Source organism: Cohaesibacter celericrescens, assembly GCF_002866925.1.
Classification (GTDB): Bacteria; Pseudomonadota; Alphaproteobacteria; order Rhizobiales; family Cohaesibacteraceae; genus Cohaesibacter; species Cohaesibacter celericrescens.
In genome coordinates this window covers 1-23,116 of sequence record NZ_PKUQ01000024.1, presented here as the reverse complement: position 1 = coordinate 23,116, position 23,116 = coordinate 1, and the positions used below count along the sequence as shown (strand labels likewise).

Below are 23,116 nucleotides of genomic sequence, written 5' to 3'. Positions count from 1 at the left end.
CGGCGTCAATTGCCCGCCAGAGCCACTGCTTCTTTCCACGGATCGTGATCACAACTTCATCCATGTGCCACTTGTCGTTCGGCCGCGGACGATCCCGACGAATGCATTTTGCGAAATGCCGACCAAAGCGATTGACCCAAAGACGGATCGCTTCACGGCTAACAGTGATACCGCGTTCGGCCAAAAGGTCTTCGACATCGGCAGTGCTCAAATTGAAGCGGTGATAGGCCCAGACGGCGTATGATATGATCGCTCGCGGAAAACGGTATCCCTTAACACGAGGCAAGACTGCAAAATTGTTCATCCCATTCGACTACAAGATACCGAAGGTGGAAACAACTTGGAAATGCCCGCAAGAAGTGTAATCAGCTCACACCAATTGAGATAGCAGCTGCAACCTATCCCAGCACCATAGGAGGGACATGCCTGCTGCGATCAGTGCGGAGGCATAAGCAAGACCTTTAGGGAGAGAGGCGTGCACTTGCCAGCTCACCCAAAGAGCAGCAAAGACGAGCAATACGATGCCGAGCTGTCCTAGTTCCACACCGATGTTAAACCCGATCAAAGCCAGTATCATCTGGGATGCGTCCCCACCCAGCAAATCTCCCAAAACAAATGAGAATCCATAGCCATGGATGAGGCCAATGATAGCGGTCATCGCAAACAGGTTGAGATTGAAAACAAGACCGGTGGGGGCCTGTTTTTTTTGTCGTAGCACCACGAGGAATGCAGCATAAAGGATAGAGAGGGCGATGGCGGTTTCTACTGCCGGAATGAACCAGTTGCCATGGGGCACAAAGCCAATGCTACCCAGATAAAGCGTGATTGAATGGCCCAGCGTGAAGCCGGTGACGCTCCATAATATGCTGCGTGAAATGCCCGCAGCCAAGGCAAAACATACCACAAAGAGCACATGATCCAGCCCAATCAGAATGTGCCAAATACCTTGCCAGATGAAATTGCCAAGCGCTGTTAGTGGTGAACCATCAAGGACAATCTCTTCTTGCATTTGCCCCGCAATCTGCAGGCTTTTAACTGGGGTGGTGCGATGGTCTATGATTAGATTTTCCAGCGTGACGCCAGGCGGGATTTGGACCTTTGGCATGGTGCTGTTGATGGAAAGAGTTTCGCCGATTTGAGCGTCGGGTAGGTGGAGTTCGAGGTCGAACAGTGCTTCTGAGATGAAGATTGTGCCGGTGCTGTTGGCCACATTTGATATCTCAAAATCATCTAATGCGTCTTGAGCTGTGCTTGCGGTGTCAAAATCGGGGTGGAGGTCTTGTGTGTGATAGCCCATACGAACGGGAACAGCTTTGGTTGTATGGCCATTGGCCTTGAAAGCGTAACCCTGAGCAAGGAATCGGGCAAAGCCATCTTTATCCGCTTCGATAGCTGCCTTATCCAATCGATAATAAGGCACTGCGGCGATCAGTTGATGCTTTAAGAAAGGAGCTTTCAGCATATCCGTGGGATCGGTACGCTGGGCTAGAGTCTCACCATAAGCAAGCGGGCCTGGAATGCGCATGAAAATTCTCAGGCCAGAACCGTCACTGTCCGGTGTTACATGCACTATACGGACGTTGTTGCCTAAGGTGAAATGCGCTTTTGCGGATGGTGTTAAGCCGCAGAGAAGACAGACCGCGACAAGAAAAGTGGCTATATGACTGTGGAGGCGGATGGTAGACATGGGGTTCCTTTATATGACTTAGACCGCTGCGATCAGCGCCTTGGTATAGGCATGCTGCGGGTTGCGCACCAGATCGGCAGACCGATTTTCTTCAATCAGGTGACCGCTGTTCAGGACAATCATACGATCACAAAAATGGCGTGCTAATGCGATATCATGGGTGATGAAGAGAAAGGCTGTACCCAACTCGGCGCGGAGTGTATCCATCACATCCATCACATTCATGCGAATGGATTGGTCGAGCATCGAGGTGGGCTCGTCGGCAATAATCAAGGAGGGATTGGTGACAATGGCGCGGGCAAATGCGACACGCTGTCTTTGTCCCCCCGACAGGGAGGTTGGCAACCGGCTGAGGAACGTGTCATCAGCGGGTAGCCGCACCAGTTCCAGTGCTTCAGAGATTTTTCTCTTATAGTCCAGACAGTGCCCGCCTTGGTGAATGAGTAAGCTTTCCGCTACCAGTTCGGCGATCGACAAGCGGTTGTTAAGGCTCTGGTAGGGATCTTGGAAGACCATATGTACCTTGCTACGCATAGCTAGGGCTTCTGTGTGGCTCAGGTCTTGCCAGTTTTTCCCGTTGAGCAGAACGTGACCCTTGTCTGGCATGGTAATGCCCATAATCATGCGGGCGATAGTCGATTTGCCAGCGCCAGACCCCCCCACTAGCCCCAAAGTGTCGCCGCTCTTGAGGGAAAAGGACACATCCTTGACCGCATATGTGCGACTATCACGTGTACCAAAAGGCATGCGCTGGTGATGGTTAGCTAGGAATGACTTGGAGACCCTTTTCAGCGTCAGTACGGGTTGGCGCGTTTTGCTTTGTTCTTGGGTGCGGGCTTTGGCCCAGCGCCGCTCGTCGTCAAGACCGGGCAGACTGTCGAACAGGGCTTTGCTATGGAGGTGTTTTGGTGCAGCCATCAGATTTTTGGGTGTGTTCGTCTCGACAATTTTTCCTTGATGCATGACAGCTAGATGGTCGCAATGACGAGCAATGAGCGGCAGATTGTGCGTGACAAACAGGATCGTTAACCCCATGTCGTGTCGCAGCTGCAACAGCAATTGCATGATGCTTTCTTGTACAAGCACATCAAGCCCTGTGGTCGGCTCGTCTGCAATCACAAGCTCGGCATTGTTGCAAAGGGCAATGGCTATGACTGCGCGTTGGCGCATGCCGCCAGATAGCTCATGTGGGTAGGATTTAAGATGGGCTGGGGTGAGGCCAACCCGTTCCATCCAGCGAGTAGCAAGAGTGTTTACGGCCTGCTTGGGGTGCTGCATGTTGGTGGTGAAGCGTTCGCTTAACTGGTCGCCGATAGTTAATACTGGATTGAGCGCATTCATAGCACTTTGCGGGATGAGAGCTATTTGGTTGGCCCTGATGCGGCGCATTTGACTGTCGGTTAATTGTAGCAAGTCCGATGAGTTAAAGACAATTTCGCCTGTGTGTATGTCGGCAGGTTGCCGCAGGAGACGCAATATGGATAGGGCAAGGGTACTTTTTCCTGATCCAGATTCGCCCACCAAACCCAACAATTGGCCTTTTTTGACCGAAAGAGAGGCGCCTTTGACGGCGTCTAATGTTTCCTGCTCAAGCGGATAGGAAACACTTAGGTTTTTGATCGATAAAGCTGTTTGTCCATCTTGGGACGGGGATCCTTTGGCTTTGGCTGGCAATTGCCCCTTGGCGGCATTGCGTGGGCTGAGAGAGGCGTCAAAACCATAGCCAATGAAGGCAAAAGCAACGACTGTGACAGCGATTGCCAGGCCTGGTGGCACGATCCAATAGGTCCAGGCTCCGGTGAGAAAGGCCGTTCGTGCATTGGCATGGAACAGGATTGACCCCCAGCTGTTTTGCAGAGGATCCCCCAATCCCAAAAAGCTGAGCGCCGCTTCAACAAGAATGGCGTTGTGGGCGATGCGGACAAATTGTGGCACGATCAGCGGAGCTAGTTCGGGCAAAATATGTTTGAGACTGATAAAAGAACTGGAGGCCCCCATAGCGCGAGCGGCTTCGACAAATGTGGCGGCGCGGATCGAGAGGATTTGAGCTCGCATTTCACGCACCGGCTGGGCCCACATCACCAGAGTGATGACCAGAATTTGGGTCGAGACAGATGCGCCAAAATAAACACCGAGGACAATAACCAAAGGCAGAAAAGGCAACGATAGGGCAACGTCGACCATGCGCATAATGGTTTTGTCGATCCAGATCGACGATAAAGCACTTGTGCCCTCATTCTCTCGTCCTGCGTGATAGCCGGCCGATAGGGCAAGAAAGGTGGCAATTATGGTGGAGCATGAGGCCACCAGAATCCCGACAAACAAGGAAACCCGCGCGCCATAGAGCAGCTGTGAAAACAGATCCTGACCAAAGTCGTTGCAGCCGAGTATATGGGCAAAGGTTGGCCCCGAGAAAGGCTCACAAACACTGGCTTTGGGGTCGTAAGCAGTCAATAGAGGTGCAAATACCGCTGCAAAAAGCATAATACCTAGAAGGCCCAGCCCGACGATCTGGACTTTTCCTGTCGTCGTAGAAACCGGAGCAAGGAGGCGCAGGAGGGTTGCTGATCGGTGCCGTGATGTCTTTGTCTGACCTGTATGGCTCGATGATGAAGATCCCTCGATCGTGGTTGCATTTTCTTGCATGACGCCTCAGCCTGACTTTCTAGTTCTGGGATCGATCAGGGAATAGAATAGATCGGTTATTAGATTGGCTGCGATAACGCTGATGGTTGTCATGACAAATATGCCTTGCAACAGATTGTAATCGCGAGCGCCAACACCGCTGACGATAAGGCTACCCAAACCGGGATAGGAGAAAACGGTCTCGATCACTAAAGCTCCGCCGACCAGAGACCCGATGCCCAGCATGGCGTTGGTGTAAAGAGGCAGTATGGCGTTGCGGAAGGCATGTTTGAAAAAGATGATCCTCTCAGACAACCCCTTGGAACGAGCAAACATGATGAAATCCTGCTCCAGTGCGACCAGCATGGATGAGCGCGCAATCAGGAGTACCGAGGCCAATTGGACCAGCCCGAGTGCCAGCACTGGCATAACCATTCGTTTGGCGATACCGACATACCAATCCCATGAACCGCTTGGTGCTCCCAGCTCGTAGGCACCGAAAGAAGGCAGCCATTGCAACGTGGTCGAGAATAGGATGATCAGCAACATGGCGAGCCAGAATGGCGGCAGAGAGCCAACCAGCAAGACGCTAGACAATGTGGCAATGTCGGAAAACTCTCCGCGCCGCCACGCGGAGAGTACACCAAGGATTGAGCCGATCAGGGTAGAGAACAGCAAAGCCCCCCCCGTTAACAGCAGTGTCCAGGGCAACCGCCCCATCAAGATATCCCACACAGGCTGCCCCAATTGGGTGGAAAGCCCGAAATCACCATGCAGAATACCGACCAGATAATTGAAAAACTGCATGGGTAAAGGCAAATCTAGGCCAAAGTCGGACAGTACACGCAACCTGTCTGTCTGGGTCATGGCCCGCAATGTATCTTCGCTTAGCAAATAGTCCAGCGGGTCTCCCGGTGCGATTCTGGGCAGGAAGAAGTTGATGCTGAGCGCCACCAAAAGTGTCAGCGCATATTGGCCAAGCAGGCGCAGATAATACATGTGCAATTCCGATTGGGGTATGTGACGGTTTTTTGGGGTGCTGGGGCAGAGCCCAGTGGAATGCTAGCTGGCGGCTTCTTCTTCCAGCGTGGCATAGACAAAACGACCATCGACTTTAAGCAGGCGCTGGGTCATTTCCAGTTTTAGCTCGGCAATGCGCATGGTTTGGTCATTGCTTTTGGTTTCGAGGCCCACCAGTTCAAAAAACTCGTCGCGGACATGGCCGGCGCGTAGAATGAGCTTAACGGTTTTGTCGCGATAGCTGATGTGAAATAAAAATTTAGAACGGTTGCCTTTGTCGCGCAGCGAGGCATTGAGCTCGGGGTCTAGATGATACCGGTCTTCGCTTACCGCGCGGGTCATCATTTCAATGGCATCACGAAAACCGCCACCGGGAAAACTGGTGGTAAATTTCAATTCACGTCGTTCGATATAACCATCGTCTGAAAGTAACGGTATAGCTTTTTGCATAACCTTGATTGCTTGTGCGATGCCACCGGGCGCGAAAATTCCGTGGTATTTCTCCAGATCTTCAAAGTTGTAGGAAATTTCACGTCCCTGTTCAAACAGGGTGATGGAGTGGTTGGACATGATGTGCTCCTGAAAATGCTATCTCTCGAATTAGCAGAGGCGTGCGGGCGCCTCTGCTATGGTGAAGGCCTTACTTCACTAACTCTTCGGCCGTGCCCGTTCTGGCTGGACGTGGCAAGAAGGAATATTTGTGGAATATGCCGTAGCCTGCGGAGGAGGCGTAATTGTCATAGGCCTTCCAGCGATAAGCAAACAGGCCGTCCGGATACCAGAGCATTACCCGGTTTGGATATTTGTTTTGATAATCCTGTAATTCATAGGACACCTTGAGACGATCTTCGCGGGTTCCAGCTTCCAGCCAACGTTTGACGATGGCGTCCTTTTCAGGCTCCTGTACGAGGGCCGCTTTGCTATCGCCTTTGTAGAGAATGATCAACATGTCCTGATCGGCGATGCCATGGGGGGTGATATCCATAACGCGCAGGTCATATTCACGGCTTTTCCACAATCCGGCAAATGAGGCTGGATCCATGGTTTCAACGCGTGATTTGATACCCACCTCGGCAAGTTGGCTGACAACCATTTCAGAGGCCCGCATCAAGAGCGGCCGGTTGGACGCTGCTTTGATAATCCATGTGAGCGGTGTGCCGTCGGGTAGATCGCGTATGCCATCACCATTAGAATCCACATATCCTTGTTCATCTAGAATAGTCATGGCTTTGGCAGGATCGTACGAGACTTTCATATCAGGACGCGTCCAAAAGCTATCGACATGGGGCCAGCCGTAGGTGCCGGATTTACCCATGCCCAACATAACCCGCTTGAGCATAGGTTCGGGGTCAATCGCCAGTGAAATTGCCTGGCGAAGCTGGCGGTTGTCGAAGGGCTTACGCGCCAGATTGATGTCTAGCCATGTGCCCCAAAGGCTGGGAGCTTTGGCTATTTCGATATCGGGATCGGCAGCCCACTGCTTGACCAACTCGGGAGGAAGTGAGCGAGCTGCTCCGTCCAGCTCTCCGGTTTTAAGGGCGGTGAACATGGTCTGAGGATCCTTGATCATCACCAGCGTCAGCTCTTCGACCAGAGGTTTGCCTTTCCAGTAGTTCGGATTGGCCTTGTATTTGTAATACTCGTCCGCCTTATAATCGACCAGCATATAGGGGCCGGTGCCGATGCCTATGTCTGTGAACCCGCGGGGGTTTTTGACATTCTCCCACTGAGCTTTCTGAATGATCGGTAAATCCGTTGCGGTGATCACATCGAAATTGGGCATGGGCATTTTTGAGGTGATACGCAGTTTGAGACGATCAAGGACCTCGATTTTTTCCATACGAGGGACCGCTGAGGTGTGGTGTGTCCAGCGGTTGGCTGGACCCTCGCGATAATACTCGAATGTAAAGGCAACGTCTTCGGCGGTAAAATCGGTACCATCATGCCATTTGACTCCATCACGCAGAGTAATTTCCCAGTTACGGGCATCATCGCTGACCTGCTTGATGTCCGTAGCTAGCCAATCATCAGCCTGCCCAACATAAGGGGAGGGCTCGCGCAATTTGTCATAGGACAGCCACAGCAGCCAGTCGTTCCAGCTATTGCCGATGGTGTAGGTAGTGATATTGCCTGCGGTGTTCCAGATGCCGATTTTGAGATGTTTTGCTGTTTTGGGGCCGTCATGATTGGTGACAGACACCATGCCTGCAAGAGGCACTTGATTGGTGTTTTTACCACTTTTCTCGTCTGAGCCAGACGCCAAAGACAGGCCTGTGGCCATCAGCAGTGCCATCACCAGCGACGCGCTTTTGTAGACTATTCTTTTCATCAGCTTATCCAGTTTTTCGGTACTATGGGCCTTTGAAGGCCAATCTTTAGGCCCGCCGGGCCGTTGTAATATTTGGATGTCTGGGTGCATCTAGACAAAGCGACCCGAAGAAGTCAATTTAATATGAATATAAAACTCATATTAAATTTTGGATATGGAGCACCTCAAAATGATCACCAGGATCCGCGGTCAACAGCTGGATAAGGAAAAATGGGAAAGACGTAGGCCTTGATCTAGCAAGAACAGCGTCGGATGCTTCGATTTAGTAAAATGGTGGTTTGTTATGTTGCTCTCACAGTGAGTGATAATGGCTTTGTATCCAAATTATTTGGGCGAAGATGCTGCGAGGAGAGTTTTGAGACATAATACTTTTCTCGATTTCCAATTCTTGAGTATCGTATGCAAGTTATCGAAATAGAATTCCTGAGTCAACAATTCATAATAAGTTATATAATGAACTAAATATCTGATATAATTAAATATATTATTATATGTGCGATTTGGTCGCATTTTTGAAATGCAAGTTTGGGAAAATTTTTCTTGCGTTTTTACAGCAGTCTTGACTAATTATGTATTTAATATTCAAGTTTAAAATAGCCCGATGGGGTGTTGTTAACGAAAGATCTGAACCATGAGTACAGTACCTGCCGGCCGGTTTTTGTTTTTGAAAAACACAGCGGGTGGACTGCCTGCGTTTTTTCCTAAGCTGGCACATCATAATTTCGATATCATCCAGCAATATGAGGCGGACCGTCTGGACTGGTCGCACTACGATGCCATCATTTTGACGACACATTCTGATCAGCGTCATTTGATGGAACTGTCGAACCGTTTCAATGCTTACTTGGAGCAGGGAGGGACTATTCTATTCAATGGGCATGTTGTTCAAGCATTTTTGCCTGAGTTGAGTTTTTTCAAGCCATTGCCCAAGCGAGGTAAGTTCGATTTGGTGGTGCATCGCGAAAAAGAGCATCCTGCATTTGATGGCATCGACAGCAATATATTGTCGTTCCGAAAAGGCGTGTCAGGCTTTTACGGTCGCGGCATGAACCCGCCACCGCAAGGTGCTGAAATACTCAATTCGGTCGGCCCCGATCACTGGCCTCTCGACTGGATTGCCACCCGACCTTCTGGTGGGCGCATATTCATGCATGCGGGAAATGATATCTGGGGCTTTTTAATGATCGGCTCCTCGCAGAATCTGCCGCTTGTACAGCGGTTTTTTGACTGGTTATCCGCCAGTTCCAATCAAAAACCAGCAACACAGATTGTATAGGTTCCTTTATGAATATTGGAAATAAATTGGTGCGTAAGCCTGTCATCGCGGCGATTGATGCCGGTTTCTATTATCATCATCAGTCACTGTTGGAAGAGCCATTTGCACATTTTTTTGATCAGGTAATTTATATCAGAGATGTGCCACTGACAGATCTGAAGCAGTTCGACACATTGATCATCCCCTGCCGCACCAACGCCTATCAGCTTGCTCCACTCTCGGAACAGTTTCAGGACTTTATGAAGACGGGTGGCCGACTGGTCGTGATGGGTGAGACTTTCCCAGACCGCTGGTTACCGAATGTTAATTTCACCGGCATGGAAACCAATTTCTGGTGGTGGCTAGAAGAAGGAGCGGATTTAGGAGTACGGATTGTCGACAAGGAACACTCAATGGCGGTGCATGTCTCAAAAGAAGTTGCCACTTGGCACTTGCATGGAACTTTAGATCCTCTTGGCGACAATCAGAAGAGTTTGATTGCGACAAAAGAAGGCGAGTGCTTAATGTTCGAAGATATTGATAGCTATGCACCAGGACGTTTAATTGTAACCACGCTCGACCCGTTCTTTCACCATGGAAGTCACTTCATGCCAACAACCACTCTATTTTTGGAGAGATTTTTAACTTGGCTCTCTGAAGATCAGACACTTAAGGCCAGAAAAAGTCGAGCAGCTTAGACTGGAGTTCCCGACTTTACAGAATATGGACTATCAGTTGAGGAATGAGACTTCCACTAGTTTTGAAACGATTTCATCTGACTGTGATTGCTGGCTCTGTATGCTTGGTACAGTCGTATCCAGAACGACACAATAAAAACGACAAAACCCGAGATCTACGATCCCGGATTTTCTTGATTGGCATTCATCAGGGTTACTGTTTATTTGAACTCTTTGACATCAATCCAAAGAACAGCATCTTGAGACAGTTCTTTGCCATCAAATTCAGTATCCGGTCCTGCTCCTAAACACGCAAAGCCCCAAGAGCCTGCACGGGGCAGACCGAAGGTGAATACACCATTATCATCTGTAATCGCAACGATGGCGCTATCAGGAACTGGTCCGTCAGCTTCTTTTGCAAAGGCATTGCCTTTAAGATCAATTTTGGGATTGATATATTCAATCTCGCATTCGATGCCACCCTTTGGCTTGCCAGAAGAAAGAAGTTTACCTGTGAAGGTACCGCCAACGAAGTTTTGGTAAGGTTTGTTGAGCGGCAGAATTTCAGTTTTGAGCCCAAGAGGCTCGGCCCAGTCGACCGGCATGGCTTTATTAACGAAGCTCTTAGTGATTTGTTGAATGTAAATATCTTCGCTGCTTTCATAATAGGGCGCTGGGGTGAGAGCAAAGATATAATCGCCATTGCGTTTAATCTTATAAGTGGTCTCAAAGCCTTTGGCTTCGTTGTGCGCTCCTTTCCATATGATCGGATCCAACGTTGGTAGTAGGTCTGTTTTCTTGCCTTTGAAGTAGACGTCAAAGGCTTCGGGACTACCCATATCCATCGCGTGGCCATTTTCCATCGGGTGGCCGAACATTAGTTTGAGAGGGATTTCCTGTGCGCTATCCAGCATAACATCCGGCGTATAAAGCAATTGGAAATGAGCCTGAGCCGCACCAGAAAGAGCAATGGTTGCGATGGCAGCGCCAGCGAGTAGTTTCTTCATTTTGTCGGAACTCCTAAGTAAAAGGCCAACCAGGATTGGAAAAAAGCTTCCCTATGCCGGGCGAAAATCCGCACCAGTTTGGTATTTGAAAATTAAGTTGATTGAATGCCCAGAAAGGCTAGGCATATTTGGCTAGTGACGTTTATTCAACGATATCGCTACCCTTGATTTCGACTTCATGGCCTGGGCCTGCATCGAAGACAACACGATAATCATTGTCGGGTTTGGCGAACTCAAATTCACTGTCTTCACTCATCTTGCCTTCAAGAATGAGATTGTTTTTACCGTCATAAACCATCATGGCAACACCAGATGCCGAGGAACCGTCAGAAAAGCCGCCTTCACACAACACGGTGCCATCACCATTGTCATAGCAAGCACAGATGGGAGTGTGGGCGACTGCGGTCCCAGCCAGCAATAGAAATGCCATAGTAGAAAGCGTGGCTAGATTTTTCATCTAAGCAAATTCCCTAGTAAATTAAAAATGTCACAGCATAAATACTTATACCGATCTTTTGTGTTGTTGTTAGAATTATTCCAAACAAGTTTTGATGTTTGCTGAAAATCAAACTTGTCCTTCATATTCAAGTTTTTACTTTATTCTCTGGTTTTCTTGTTGTAAATAGGAAGCATTCGCATTCTCATATAGACCCGCTCGAAATTCGTGACTCTTTTCCGGCCCGCCGATATGGGACAACCATCACAGAAATGGTGTCCGCCAATGCCTATTAAGCTAACTGAAAATAGTCATAACTATTTGACATTAAACGATATTCTTCCTGGGAGAATTGCCACAATCCGAGGGCATCGCGCGACCGGTGCTGTGCGGCAGAGGCTGCTTGATCTAGGCCTCATGCCGAATGTGGCGGTTTTGATGGTGCGCGCAGCACCGCTAAATGACCCGATCGAGCTGCGCTTGGAAGCAACTGATATCACCTTGCGCAGACGGGAAGCTGCTACAATTGAAGTGTTCGAGGATCAGAATGTCTGAACAAATTAAAGTGGCCCTTGTTGGGCAACAAAATGCTGGGAAATCAACGCTTTTCAATCTGTTAACCGGCGCGCGTCAACATGTAGCTAACTATCCGGGCGTCACCGTTGACAAGAAATATGGCCGTTACAATTTTGGTGGGGCTTTAATTGTAGCTGTTGACCTTCCCGGCACCTACAGCCTGACATCTTTTTCCCTTGAAGAAAGGGTTGCTAGAGAGTTCCTGATCAAGGAGCGACCAGATGTCGCGGTTAATGTTGTGGATGCATCTAATTTGCGGCGCTCTCTGCATTTGACCTTTCAGATGCTGGAAATGGGATTAAAGTCTGTCCTAGCGCTTAACATGATGGATATGGCGAACAAGCGGAGCCTTACAATCGATGTTCAGGGGCTTGCAAAAGAACTTGGTCTAGTCGTAGTTGAGACTATCGGTTCTAAAGGGGTCGGCCGAGATGCATTGCGGCTAGCTATAAATGAGGAATCGCGCTGCGCAGGCAAAAGCAGACAGGAAATCGATTATGGAAGTTTGGAACCCATGATCGCCGAATTTTCGCTGAATTTGCGAACTGTAGCACAACAAGTACAGTTACCCGCGCGTTGGCTTGCAATCAAATTGTTGGAAGAAGACAGTCAGGTAACAGCCTTGCTGGAAGAGAGTGGCGATATCGGTTGGGCCGAAGCACTTTCCCAGAAGGCCGCAAAAATGAGTGGGCGGTTTTTCGAGGAGGAGGGGCTGAGTGTCTCCGATCACATTATTACGGTTCGGGACCAGCGCGTCTCCAATTTGATGGATTGCTACGTTCAGCGAGGCGAAGACTCCGGAGAATCGACTACAAATAAAATCGATAGGTTCGTACTCAATCGTTGGGCCGCTCCGCTTTTTTTGGTCTTCACCGTCTATATGATCTACCAAATCTCCATTGTCTGGGGGTATGAGCTGACCAACCATACTTGGCCATTCCTCGCCAAATTTCGCGAACTTGTGGCGGGAGTTCTGCCTAGCGCGGGCTTCTTGGAAGACCCCTACACTCGTTCCATGGGTCTGTGGCTGGTAGATTCAGCCAATACCTTGCTCAATTACGTGCCCATCTTCCTTATTCTATTCGCGCTGATCGCAATTTTGGAAGATTCTGGCTATATGGCGCGCATCGCTTTCATTCTCGATAAGGTGCTTCATCGCTTTGGACTGCATGGACAGAGCACATTGCCGCTCATTCTAGGCGGCGTATTTGCGGGAGGCTGCGCTGTACCGGGCATTATGGCGACCAAAGGCATTCCGGACAATAGAGCGCGCATGGCCACCATCTTTGCGGTTCCATTTATGAACTGCCTGGCCAAGGTACCGCTCTATACCCTATTGCTCGGTATTTTCTTCTTTGAAAACAAGTCGTTGATGATGTTCTACATCTCAACCATGACTATCATTTTTGCGATGCTGGTCTCCAAACTCCTGACGATCACGGTTTTGAAGGGTGAGGAAACCTCACCGTTTGTCATGGAATTGCCAGCCTACCATCTTCCCACACTTGGTGGCGTTTTGCGCCGCTCTCTTGAGCGCACTTGGATCTACCTCAAAAAAGTAGGTACCATTGTTGTGGCTGTTGCTATTGTGATTTTTTCGCTGTTGCAATTTCCGGGGTTATCCGAGGATCACTTGAATGGCTTTAAGGCCGAAGGTATTGCAGCCATCGTTAAGTTCCAGGAAGGCATGACAGGCAATGCTTATCAGTCGCTAACAAGTGACGAGCACATTGTGCCGCTGATCAATTTCTATACTGACTATAAGCGAGCTAAATTAAACGCAGGTGGCGCAGCTGGTTCCAAGGCCGTCAATGAAGCGTTTATGGCACGCAATGCAAGCTATTATCCGTTCATTAAAGCCCCAAAAGGGGACAAGGACGCCAAGAAGGCCGGTCGGTCATTGAAAAAGCTGGCAAAAGCGCGCAAATCCATTCGTCGTCAGATGAAAGAAGAGCGGATCGAAACATCCATTCTCGGTTCAATTGGTCGTTCGATGGAGCCCGTAACTCAATTTGCTGGTTTCAATTGGAAAATCAACGTAGCTTTGCTGTCTTCTTTCGCCGCAAGGGAAAGTTCTGTTGCGACACTTGGGGTTTTGTTTCAGCAGGATGAAGACCAGAATGCCTCTCTTGAGGAGCGCATGGGGACCGAGACGATGGCAGGAGGGGCAACTGCTTTGCTCGCTGTGTCGATGATTCTGTTCTTTGCGCTCTATCCGCCATGTTTGGCAACCACCGTCATGGTTAAGGTGCAGACCGGTTCCTATAAATGGATGCTATTTTCCATTCTGTTTCCGACAGTTCTGGGTATTGTTGTTTCAAGTCTTGTTTTTACGATCGGCAGATTAACAAGCCTTACCGGGATCGAAATGATCTCAATCGTCTATTTCTCAGCATTGGCACTGCTTGTTGTTGTTGGGGTAATGAGTGGGCGTGATGAACGCTCCTTCAATCGCCTATTAGCCGAACAAGCTGAGGCGAAATAGAGGGGGGACTTATGGAAGATACATTGGCTTTAAATACGAGCGTTGCACTACTTGGTGAGAGCTCAGCGGGCAATTTGTGGGATATCTTGCTAGTTGGGTTCATCATTATTGCTGCCCTCTTTTATCTCTATCGCAAATTATGGACCAAGCGCGGGGCCTGTTCTGATTGCACGTCTGGTGGGCCTTCTTGTTCTGGCTGCCAGCCGGGAAAAGTGGACTTTGATACAGCAACACCGCTTGATCATGCGGTTGGAGAGAAAGAGAATGTCGATGGGTGATTTGGCTATAGAGGTGCGCGGCCTTTCCCATAAGTATTTGGAACGTACAATCTATAGCGATCTCAATTTTACCGTGCCCAAAGGTCGGGTGGTGGCTTTGCTTGGTAAAAATGGTGTGGGCAAGACGACCCTCATTAAAATCCTGATGGGTTTTTTGCGTCCTATGGGGGGCATATGTCGGGTGTTGGGTCAGGATAGCCATCAATTGCAGGCCGATACTCGTGCGCGAATTGGCCTGTTGTTTGAAGGGCATTTGGCCTATGAATTTATGACCATCGAACAGATCGAGCAATTCTATGCGCCTTTCTATACCAAATGGCGCAAGGAGCTTTTCTATGATCTGGTTGATCGCATGAGTCTATCCAAGACCCATATCATTGGCAATATGTCTTGTGGTCAGCGCAGCCAAGTAGTGCTGGGGCTCATCTTTGCTCAAGATCCTGAACTGATGATTCTTGATGACTATTCGATGGGGCTGGATGCCGGATATCGCCATCTATTTCTTGATTTCCTAGATCAATTCCTTGCCGACGGCGAGAAAACCGTCTTTGTGACCTCACATGTGGTCCAGGATATGGAAGAGTTGGTTGATGATGTGATTTTCTTACATCGCGGCGGGAAAATGTTGCAAATGCCACTGACCGATTTCACACAGAGCTTCCACTGCTATGAATTTGAAGCCCCAAAAGGCAATGAGCCGCAAAAGGATACCTTTATCCGCAATGTGGATCTAATGGGGGGAGTGCCAAAGCTATTTTCCTTTATGGAACAGTCCCAGATGCAGTCACATCTAGATGATGCGTGGCCTGACGTTCGGCTGAAACAAACATTGCCCATGTCACTTGAAGAGGCATTCATCGGTTTGACCGGGAAATATTGAACAATGCTAAAATCTGTTTTTTTGAAAGAGTGGCTTAAGATCCGCTGGATATGGCTGTTGGCCTTAATAATCAATCTCTGTGCGCTCGGCTATCTTCTGCTAACCGTTCGTCATCAATTCAAGGTCGAGCATTCGGAAATGATTTGGTATTGGGTCTTTGAGCTTCGCCGGTTGCTTTTTGATGCCATCAAATACGTGCCTCTATTGACTGGGGCGATGATCGCGGTCGCACAATTCCTGCCTGAAATGATTTCGAACCGCTTCCGATTATCACTGCATTTGCCCATTCGAGCAGATGTGTTGGTTTGGAGCTGGGTCGGGTTTGGCGCTTTGATGGGCGGCCTGATTATGGTTGTATATGCCGTCGGGCTATATTTCATAATATCTGGCTGGTTTCCTGAAGAGGCGGCTGTGAGTGCCGTTTTAACGGCTGCGCCGTGGCTTTTGGCTGGCTGGGTTGCCTATTTCGGGGTCACGCTGATCATGATGGAACCCCACGCACCTCATAAAGTTTTTTATATGGCGCTTTCTCTCGCCTTCATCGGGTTGCTCTACCAAGAAAAGGGATATCAGGAATATGACGAAGCATTGCCTGTCCTTGCGTGCATGGCGGCACTGTTCGTGCTGACCGTCATCTTGCCAGCCCACCGTTATCGCCATCATAGCTGAGGAGCTTGATCATGACTGCTCGCCTTGCCCGCTACGCGTCGCTCCTCTTGGCTGTCTTTGTGCTTGCCGTTTGGTTGCCGCAACTACACAATATGCTGTTTGAATATCGCTTTGGCAAAACCCACCTGTTCTATAGCCCCGTAATCAAGAAGTTCATTTATAAAGAACTGGTTGGCGAAGGGCATCAATTTATCTATCGTGATCAAGACGAAAAAGACTACAGCCGCGAGGAATTTGAGGCGCTTATCCCCTTCATCTATTACAAGAATATGGAAATCTGGGGGAAATTGCCACTGCTCCTTGATGGCCAATCCTTTGACAAAACGGAGATAAAGGCGGCGCGGCAGGTGGTGGAGCTAAAGCCTACCGATCTTGGCGATCATAGTCCTCGTATTCAGCTCTTCCCGTTGTTGGAATCTAACCCTGGCAGAGCTCGACTTAGTTTTCCCGAAAATGTATTCCGCCCCGACGACAAGCTCAGCTTCATCAATAGCGATTTCAACCGCTTCGATGAAGAGCTTACTAATAGATTTGGGAACGCGCTAAAAAATTCTGGTTTTGTCTATCCTGTCAAAGCAGTGTTCGGGCGAGTCTCAATCCTTAAAGCCTTTGACGCCGGCTATTTTCTGACCGATGCCAAAGGACAGTTTTTCCATCTGATGAAAGTTGATGGGGAGCCGAAGATTTCGCAAGTTGCATTGCCCGATGGCTCAAAAGTCCGCCAGCTTGTTGTTGCCGAGAGCAAACGCCGGGAAATCTTGGGCATCTTATTGGATGAAGCAGGTAAGGCTTATCTCATGGGTTATGGTGACTACCATATCTTACCTCTGATCCTGCCTGATTATGATCCGGACACGATGGAATTAAAGATCATCTTTAATCCGCTTTATCGCACCGCTGTTTATTCCGACAAGGAAGTGATTCATGCTGTGGTCATGGACAAAAGCTACAAGGTCATTAGTCATCATGCCAGAACTATGGCAATGGCAAGGCCACGTCTATCAGAAACCATCTGGCATGTTGCGACGCCATTCTCGCTGCAACTTGCAAAGGGCAACAGTCGCTACCTTTCTTTCATCCCGCAGTTTCATGGCTGGTTGGCAATCATCGGTAATTTGCTTTCATTTGGCATTGCTGTTTTCTTTTTGAAGCAAAAAGGCACTAGAATCAGCAGTTCTATTTTTGACCTTCTTCTGGTCGGGTTGACTGGGCTTTATGGTTTGATTGCAGTTGTGTTGTTGCCGCCAGGCGTTGTCGATGGTGATTGATTCAAGGTGGGTATGGCGGTGGCATGCTCTCTGATATGGTACCTTTAAAATTAGTCCTGAGATCACCCGTATTGCAGTAAAACCTGTTTCATTGGAGTATAAACCGTTCGCCGTTTGGGCCGACTTTAATCTTTGTCGCACAATTCATGGAATTATGCTGCTTCGTCGGATTGAATCAATTTCGAAAGGATATCAGTGCGGACACCACGGTTGAAATTGCAAATAAAACTGCGGCGATTCCGACGATAGTTGGACCGGTCGGCGTGTTAAACTGATAAGCGACCCACAGGCAGAAATCCCGCCGATCACCACAGCTAGGATTCCCATTGTTTCTGGGGTCGGGCTCAAGGGTCTAGCCGCAGCGGCTGGAATGATCAACAAAGCAGCAATGAGCAGGACGCCAACGACCTTGATGGCAACCGCCACGGTAACCACCAAAGACAGGATAAGAATTATACCAGTTTGCGGAAGCGGAGACTCACTGATTTTATTGGTTCATCTTAGAGCCGAATTGTCATTCTCTGATAGTTGTTTCGACTAAACCACTACCGACTGATGTCGGTAGGATTTTGCACATGCCTTTTTAGGTACTGAAGTACAATATCTTCTGCAATGGCACCATTTGTGGTCGAAAAATACTCGCGGCCCCAAAAGTACCTTCCCCAATAGCGCTTTTTTAGCTGAGGGAACTCGCGCTGCACCTTATGAGAAGACCGCCCCTTCATCTTGCGCATGAGGTCGCTCACCCATTGCCCGGTAGGCAAGCAAAGCGCCGCCGAGAGGGACAGGTTTGGTGGGACTGATACAAACATATGAACGTGATCACGGGATAGTGCTCCACTAACAATTTCAACGCCATTTTCGGAGCAAACCTGTCTTACGATCTCTCTCACCCGCAAACGTATATAGCCAACCAAGACTTTGTAGCGGTACTTTGTCGACCAAACCAAATGATACCGATGGTAAAAAACGCAATGTTTGCCTTTGTCCTATTGCATGATCATACTACCCATAAAATGAACCTTAACCCCGTTGGGAGGTTCATTTTATGGGTAGTATGATCACTCTCTTTGCATTCCTGCTGAAGCGATCTCGTCTAAAGACGAGGGGTTTAAACTAATGCGTGGATACTAAAAGAAGGAGGCGTGGTGCAAGTCTCGTCATTGTCCTGTTTTAGTTGTGACCAAAACAAGATACAATCAAATTTAAGTGCTAATGCTCACCTTTGCCGGAAAGACGGCTTCCAAAAACCGGCGAACCATTTCGTGCGCGGGAAGCGAGCCGCCACAAGGCGAATAAACTCGTGCAATGTGGCGGCTCAGTTTCGCACCTTAAAAACTATCTGAAGGCCGCAAGCACATAGTCATCCAGATATTGCCAAACGGTTCCTGTTTGCGAAAAGCCTGCACTGCGCAGGGTTTCAAGATGGTAGCCGAGCGTCACCTTTGGCGTCGCGCTGTTTTTGTTCTCCCAAATGACTTTCCGCTTGCTGACGGCACACGCATAATTAGGCACTGCTTCTGCAGTTTCCCACCATTGATCCCAATTGTCGACACCATGATCGAAAGAGGCTGATTGTGCGTCTTTGTCGTCCTGTTTTGCGATCCGCGTGAAGGTGGATTGGGCGTGTTCATCATATTGCAGGTGATCCCCATTCATGAAGACCCCTCCCAGCCGGATCAGATTGGCGATCTCGAAGTAGACACGGGAGAGTATGTGAGGTTCCAGCCAATGCAGAGCTGTCGTGCTGACCACAGCATCGAACTCACCTGAAATCTCAGCCATCCAGCTTGGGGAATCCAGATCAACTTCCAGAAGACTTACACGATCATCCTCGCCGAAGACATCCTTTGCGATGGCGATCAGGAGAGGATCCTTGTCGATACCGACAATCTCGATGTCGGGAAAAAATTCCAGCAGCAGCTCGATGAGTGAGCCTGGGCCACAGGCCAGATCGAGAACGCGCGGTTTCTTGTTTTGGCAAATGTTCCGAATAACGGTGACCATGGACTCGAACCGCAAATCGCGATGACGGATAAATCCGGTCTGCTGGGCATCCCAGCGCTTAAGCAGTGACTGAGCCTGATTTATCCGTTCAGAAGGAACAGGGCCTTTTGTTTCAGTCATGATTGTAATTCCATTATAGTTGAGGTTTGAGAAAGCCTGTCGAAAGAGAGATGGACCTGTCCGCCGGGTGCGCGAAGGCGAACCATCGAGACCTGATAGACGGATTGGATGAGATCCCCGTGGAGGACGTGATCCGGTTGCCCTGACGCCACGATGCGGCCATTGGCCATCACGGCAATTCGATCACAAAAGCGGGCCGCCAGATTGAGGTCATGCAACACGACAACCTTAGTGCCCGCCAATTGGCGGATCATGTCGAGCACATCGAGCTGGTATCGCAGATCGAGATGGTTGGTTGGCTCGTCGAGTAACAGATGATCCGTCTTCTGACAGAGGGCGCGGGCGATGAGAGCCCGCTGCATTTCGCCCCCTGACAGCGAGTTGATGTTACGCTCAGCAAGGTCCAGCAAACCCACCTCATCCAACGCGTCAATCACAGCTTGATAATCGGTTTTTTTGTGAGAGCTGACCACCCCCTGATGAGGCATCCGTCCTAGCATGACCATATCTGCCAGTGTTTGGCTGTAGGTCGTAGGCCGTTCTTGTGGCACGACGGCGATGCGCCGTGCCAATTGACCTTGTCGGAATTCTGTAATGCCTTTGCCATCCAGCAGGATCGTCCCCTCATCAGGTGTGCATGCCCCATAAAGAAGACGCAGCAATGTTGTCTTGCCGCTGCCGTTTGGTCCCACAAGTCCAACCATTTCGCCGTCGGGCACGTCAAGATCAACATCGTCGAGAATGACGATTCCTTCCTGACTGAAATGCAGATTTCGCGCGCTGATCATTGAAGCTCTTCTAGCTTTTCGAGCAGCATCGAAACTCCTTTTACGGACAGAGGGGTCGGAGGATCGGTATAGGGGAACGGGAAGGCGATAACCCGGTCGTTTCGGACAGCTTGCAGGCCTGCTAGCGCCGGAATCATCTTTAGCGTTTTCGTCGAATCTTCCGGCGCTCCGAAGGAATAAAGCATCACGATTGTCTCGGGATCCTTGGCGATGAGGTCTTCAACATTGCCTTCGAAAACGCGTTCATGCGTCTCGCCATACACGTTCGTCAATCCTGCGGCCTCGAACACAGGAGTGACCATGCTCCGCGCACCGTAAGGATAGAGAACCTTGCCGCCTGCGGTGGCATAAAGAGCGACGGCTGTTCCGTTCACACCGGACGTTGCGGGAGCTTGCGCTTTCACACTTGCCTTCAACTCGGCAACCTTTTTCTCGGCCAGGTCCGAGCGTCCAATGGCCCGACCAAAGGCAAGCAGTTCGTCATAGACAAGATCAAAGCTTGCGCGGCCCTGCGGACTCGTTGACTTGTTCGTGCAATAGGCTGGTGGGCTATAGAGGGGAATGCCGCTTTTTGCCAACAGCTCCCGATCAGCCGCGCTTTCAGGAGCGAGGACAAGGTCAGGCTTTGTCGCCAGAATGGTTTCCAGAGAAATGACCGATCCGCCAGTGTCATTCATGCTTTTTGACAGAAGCGGGATGGTTTTGAATTTTTCGACATCCTCTTCTGCATAGATGCCTTCGACCGGTTCTGCGGTCCGTCCGACCAACAGATCGAGAGCATCGAGAGATGTTAAAGTTCCAAGCACACTGTTGTTGACCAAGAGGATGCGTTTCGGCGCTGAATTAATTGTGACCTCGGTGCCACAATTGTCAAAACGATAAGGGAATTCATCTGCGCTTGCGGGTGTCGCAAAGTTACCGGAAAAGGCAATCAGGGCGAGACCGCATACTGCAGCGATCTTTTGGTGCTTCATGTTCGTCTCCTCTCATGAGATTGGGTTGTTCAAGATGTGGCCGAGAAGCGTCGTCGCATCCGGCTGAGAAGGAAAATCAGGAATGGCGCGCCAGTGACGCCGGTCACAACGCCGATGGCAAGTTCCTGCGGTGGAAAGAGGGTTCGTGCACCGATGTCGGCGATGACGAGAAAAACCACGCCAATACCGGCAGATGCTGGGATCAGGATTCGATGACGCGATCCGATCAACATGCGCCCGATGTGGGGGGAAACGAGACCAACAAAACCGATAATTCCTGAGCCTGCTACCATCACACCCACGCTTAGCGATACGATGATCATGACATAGAGGCGGACGCGTTCAGGCTTAATGCCGATCGCCAGAGCGGTGTCATCACCCGACGCCATCGCATCCAGATGTCGTGCGGCAATTCCGAGAAGAAAGATGGTCGCGATGGCCACAAGGATTGAGGCCAAGGCCATTTCCCAATGGGTATTGGCGAGGGATCCCATCATCCAGAACATGACCGACCGACTTGCTTCTGGGGAGTCTGAGGCAAAGATCAGAAATCCGGTGGCTGCATTCAATGCATATCCGATTGCAATGCCGACCATAATCAGGCGCAAGGGGTCATTGCCGCCGGAACGCCCACCAATCACAAGGACGAGCATCATAGCAAACAGGGCTCCAACAAACGCAAAGCCTGATAGCGTGAGCGCACTGCTAGCAGTGGTGCCCAAGACTGTGATGGCAAAAGCTGCGCCCGTTGATGCGCCCGAGCTAATGCCGAGCACGAAAGGGTCTGCCAAGGGGTTGCGGACCATCGACTGAATGGCCGTCCCGCATACAGCCAGTGTCGCACCAACGGCAAAGGCCATAACTATGCGGGGAGCGCGGGACGTCCAGACAATGGAGTCAAAGGCCCAAGAAAAGTCCGGCCCCGGGGCAGCATCGGTCACATGTTGGAGAACAACATTCAGCACGGTGAGCGGATCGATATAAACCGGCCCGATTCCAATTGAGATAACGCCCAGCACTAGAGCCAGACAGAAAAGCAGGAACGCATGAAGGGCTTCGCGTCGATGATTGGCAATCAGCTTGTCTATGTGTGGTGTCGACAAAGAGCTAGTCCTAAAAAAAACGAAATGGAGCACCCGCCGAAAAGCGAGCACAAGGAGACTTAAAGCTGTCGGAATTTGAAAAACGGCAAGGATTGCAAAACGCAACGCATCGTTGCTCATGGCCCGTGATGCAAAGCTAAGGCCGATAGGGATTTCCCAAACGTGTGTCGCTCTAGAGCCCGAACTCAAGCCAGTGGTACGAATTTGGAAAGCTGGGTATTGATGACTGCAGAATCGTCATAGCAAACTCCTCTCGGTGCACCCCGCACCGGACATGGGTGAATGAAATGATGGCAGGTATCCTGACTCATGGGTCACAACGCCTTCCCGGCCTTCCCAAATCGCTCGATTCAGTGGCCTTTCGGGTGCGCTCGCCAATTACAGTTGCGGGGGCAGTCACAGAATTGATGAAATCAATCACCTCACTGTGTTCCCTTTTCTTCGAGGAACTCCATTCTCTCGAAGAGACCATCAACTGTTCTAGCTTGGATGAATATCGCCGCTCAAACAAGGGGACGTTTTGTACATTTGTGGATTTAGTCAGCGCACGTTGTCGCAGGCTCATGGAAACCAGCTGGACGACTTGATCCGGACGGTCTATGGATCTGTGAAACCACTTCAAATACTCCTTGGACACAATCGTTGTGTACCTTCCGGGTAGACGCCAACAAATAAATGATACGTTATATCATTAAATTACTTATTGACGCTTGTTCTGAATGTCCAGCCTCAGCAGCGCGATATTAACGGTTCTCGATTTCAAGTGGATTCTAGAGACGCACTTCTGATTATTCGGAAACATCATCGAGAAAGGCGTATATCCTCATTCTTGTACATCCAGCGCCACGGAAGCTACCTTCTGAACTAGCCTTGATGGCTTCAACAACCGAACAGCTCACCCGAGAGTAGCGTTGTTGCATGGATCAGCCACC

Annotated in this window: 20 protein-coding genes, 2 pseudogenes and 1 riboswitch; of the genes and pseudogenes, 8 read left to right on the top strand and 14 right to left on the bottom strand. The window is 49.8% G+C overall.

Translation table 11 applies throughout. The features are described from left to right. The 6 genes and pseudogenes from C0081_RS13820 to C0081_RS13795 form a co-directional block, all read right to left on the bottom strand. Positions 1-304: pseudogene (locus C0081_RS13820) on the bottom strand (DDE-type integrase/transposase/recombinase); the annotation flags it as partial. A gap of 66 nt (positions 305-370) precedes the next feature. Then, positions 371-1,687 (bottom strand): HupE/UreJ family protein, encoded by a 1,317-nt coding sequence (locus tag C0081_RS13815; protein WP_101534434.1) that lies wholly within the window; start codon positions 1,685-1,687, stop codon positions 371-373. A gap of 18 nt (positions 1,688-1,705) precedes the next feature. Beyond that, a complete protein-coding gene (locus C0081_RS13810) occupies positions 1,706-4,333 on the bottom strand; it encodes an ABC transporter ATP-binding protein/permease (RefSeq protein ID WP_101534433.1) in 2,628 nt (875 codons plus the stop codon). Between the two features lie 6 nt (positions 4,334-4,339). Next, a complete protein-coding gene (locus C0081_RS13805) occupies positions 4,340-5,311 on the bottom strand; it encodes an ABC transporter permease (RefSeq protein ID WP_101534432.1) in 972 nt (323 codons plus the stop codon). A gap of 63 nt (positions 5,312-5,374) precedes the next feature. Continuing rightward, on the bottom strand, positions 5,375-5,902 hold the full coding sequence (locus C0081_RS13800; RefSeq protein ID WP_101534431.1) for a hypothetical protein: 528 nt from the start codon (positions 5,900-5,902) through the stop codon (positions 5,375-5,377). A gap of 70 nt (positions 5,903-5,972) precedes the next feature. Then, positions 5,973-7,661: an ABC transporter substrate-binding protein gene (locus C0081_RS13795; protein WP_180966900.1), complete on the bottom strand. Its 1,689-nt coding sequence runs from the start codon at positions 7,659-7,661 to the stop codon at positions 5,973-5,975. A 631-nt stretch (positions 7,662-8,292) separates the two neighbouring features. Between C0081_RS13795 and C0081_RS13790 the strand changes: the two genes are divergently transcribed. Both C0081_RS13790 and C0081_RS13785 read left to right on the top strand, forming a co-directional pair. Further along, the gene (locus C0081_RS13790) at positions 8,293-8,937 is read left to right on the top strand and encodes a hypothetical protein (RefSeq protein ID WP_101534429.1); all 645 of its coding nucleotides are present in this window, start codon (positions 8,293-8,295) and stop codon (positions 8,935-8,937) included. A gap of 8 nt (positions 8,938-8,945) precedes the next feature. Further along, complete coding sequence (locus tag C0081_RS13785) at positions 8,946-9,614, top strand: hypothetical protein (RefSeq protein ID WP_101534428.1); 669 nt, start codon at positions 8,946-8,948, stop codon at positions 9,612-9,614. Positions 9,615-9,814: 200 nt separating this feature from the next. Here C0081_RS13785 and C0081_RS13780 read toward each other — a convergent pair whose 3' ends face one another. Both C0081_RS13780 and C0081_RS13775 read right to left on the bottom strand, forming a co-directional pair. Further along, positions 9,815-10,600, bottom strand: a complete 786-nt coding sequence (locus tag C0081_RS13780; RefSeq protein ID WP_101534427.1) for a DUF4198 domain-containing protein — start codon at positions 10,598-10,600, stop codon at positions 9,815-9,817. A 142-nt stretch (positions 10,601-10,742) separates the two neighbouring features. Further along, positions 10,743-11,057 carry a hypothetical protein gene (locus tag C0081_RS13775; RefSeq protein WP_101534426.1) on the bottom strand — a complete coding sequence of 105 codons (315 nt, stop codon included), beginning with the start codon at positions 11,055-11,057 and terminating at the stop codon, positions 10,743-10,745. 264 nt (positions 11,058-11,321) lie between these two features. Here C0081_RS13775 and C0081_RS13770 point away from each other — a divergent pair, with 264 nt between their 5' ends. Genes C0081_RS13770 through C0081_RS13745 form a run of 6 tightly spaced genes read left to right on the top strand, consistent with a single transcriptional unit; the run spans position 11,322 to position 17,192 of the window. Continuing rightward, entirely contained in the window at positions 11,322-11,591 is a 270-nt protein-coding gene (locus C0081_RS13770; protein ID WP_101534425.1) for a FeoA family protein, read from the top strand. Next, positions 11,584-14,097: a ferrous iron transport protein B gene (gene feoB, locus C0081_RS13765; protein ID WP_101534424.1), complete on the top strand. Its 2,514-nt coding sequence runs from the start codon at positions 11,584-11,586 to the stop codon at positions 14,095-14,097. The genes C0081_RS13770 and feoB overlap by 8 nt, the downstream gene beginning before the upstream one ends. 11 nt (positions 14,098-14,108) lie before the next feature. After that, positions 14,109-14,375, top strand: a complete 267-nt coding sequence (locus tag C0081_RS23250; RefSeq protein WP_180966899.1) for a hypothetical protein — start codon at positions 14,109-14,111, stop codon at positions 14,373-14,375. Further along, the gene (locus tag C0081_RS13755) at positions 14,362-15,255 is read left to right on the top strand and encodes an ABC transporter ATP-binding protein (protein WP_210200508.1); all 894 of its coding nucleotides are present in this window, start codon (positions 14,362-14,364) and stop codon (positions 15,253-15,255) included. The genes C0081_RS23250 and C0081_RS13755 overlap by 14 nt, the downstream gene beginning before the upstream one ends. Positions 15,256-15,258: 3 nt before the next feature. After that, on the top strand, positions 15,259-15,924 hold the full coding sequence (locus tag C0081_RS13750) for a hypothetical protein (protein ID WP_101534423.1): 666 nt from the start codon (positions 15,259-15,261) through the stop codon (positions 15,922-15,924). An 11-nt stretch (positions 15,925-15,935) separates the two neighbouring features. Beyond that, positions 15,936-17,192: a DUF4857 domain-containing protein gene (locus C0081_RS13745; RefSeq protein ID WP_101534422.1), complete on the top strand. Its 1,257-nt coding sequence runs from the start codon at positions 15,936-15,938 to the stop codon at positions 17,190-17,192. A gap of 192 nt (positions 17,193-17,384) precedes the next feature. Here the strand turns inward: C0081_RS13745 and C0081_RS23870 are convergent, their stop codons facing one another. The 6 genes and pseudogenes from C0081_RS23870 to C0081_RS13715 form a co-directional block, all read right to left on the bottom strand. Then, positions 17,385-17,618 carry a metal ABC transporter permease gene (locus tag C0081_RS23870; protein WP_210200507.1) on the bottom strand — a complete coding sequence of 78 codons (234 nt, stop codon included), beginning with the start codon at positions 17,616-17,618 and terminating at the stop codon, positions 17,385-17,387. Positions 17,619-17,737: 119 nt separating this feature from the next. Beyond that, a pseudogene (tnpA, locus tag C0081_RS13735) lies at positions 17,738-18,175 on the bottom strand (IS200/IS605 family transposase); the annotation flags it as partial. A 355-nt stretch (positions 18,176-18,530) separates the two neighbouring features. Then, complete coding sequence (locus C0081_RS13730) at positions 18,531-19,319, bottom strand: class I SAM-dependent methyltransferase (RefSeq protein ID WP_101534420.1); 789 nt, start codon at positions 19,317-19,319, stop codon at positions 18,531-18,533. Continuing rightward, positions 19,316-20,107 carry an ABC transporter ATP-binding protein gene (locus C0081_RS13725; protein ID WP_101534419.1) on the bottom strand — a complete coding sequence of 264 codons (792 nt, stop codon included), beginning with the start codon at positions 20,105-20,107 and terminating at the stop codon, positions 19,316-19,318. The genes C0081_RS13730 and C0081_RS13725 overlap by 4 nt, the downstream gene beginning before the upstream one ends. Next, positions 20,104-21,081, bottom strand: coding sequence for an ABC transporter substrate-binding protein (locus C0081_RS13720; RefSeq protein WP_101534418.1), 978 nt, complete (start codon positions 21,079-21,081; stop codon positions 20,104-20,106). Before C0081_RS13720 ends, C0081_RS13725 begins: the two co-directional genes overlap by 4 nt. A gap of 29 nt (positions 21,082-21,110) precedes the next feature. Continuing rightward, positions 21,111-22,184, bottom strand: coding sequence for a FecCD family ABC transporter permease (locus tag C0081_RS13715; RefSeq protein ID WP_180966898.1), 1,074 nt, complete (start codon positions 22,182-22,184; stop codon positions 21,111-21,113). A 275-nt stretch (positions 22,185-22,459) separates the two neighbouring features. After that, positions 22,460-22,672: riboswitch (cobalamin riboswitch) on the bottom strand. Between the last annotated feature and the right edge of the window lie 444 nt (positions 22,673-23,116).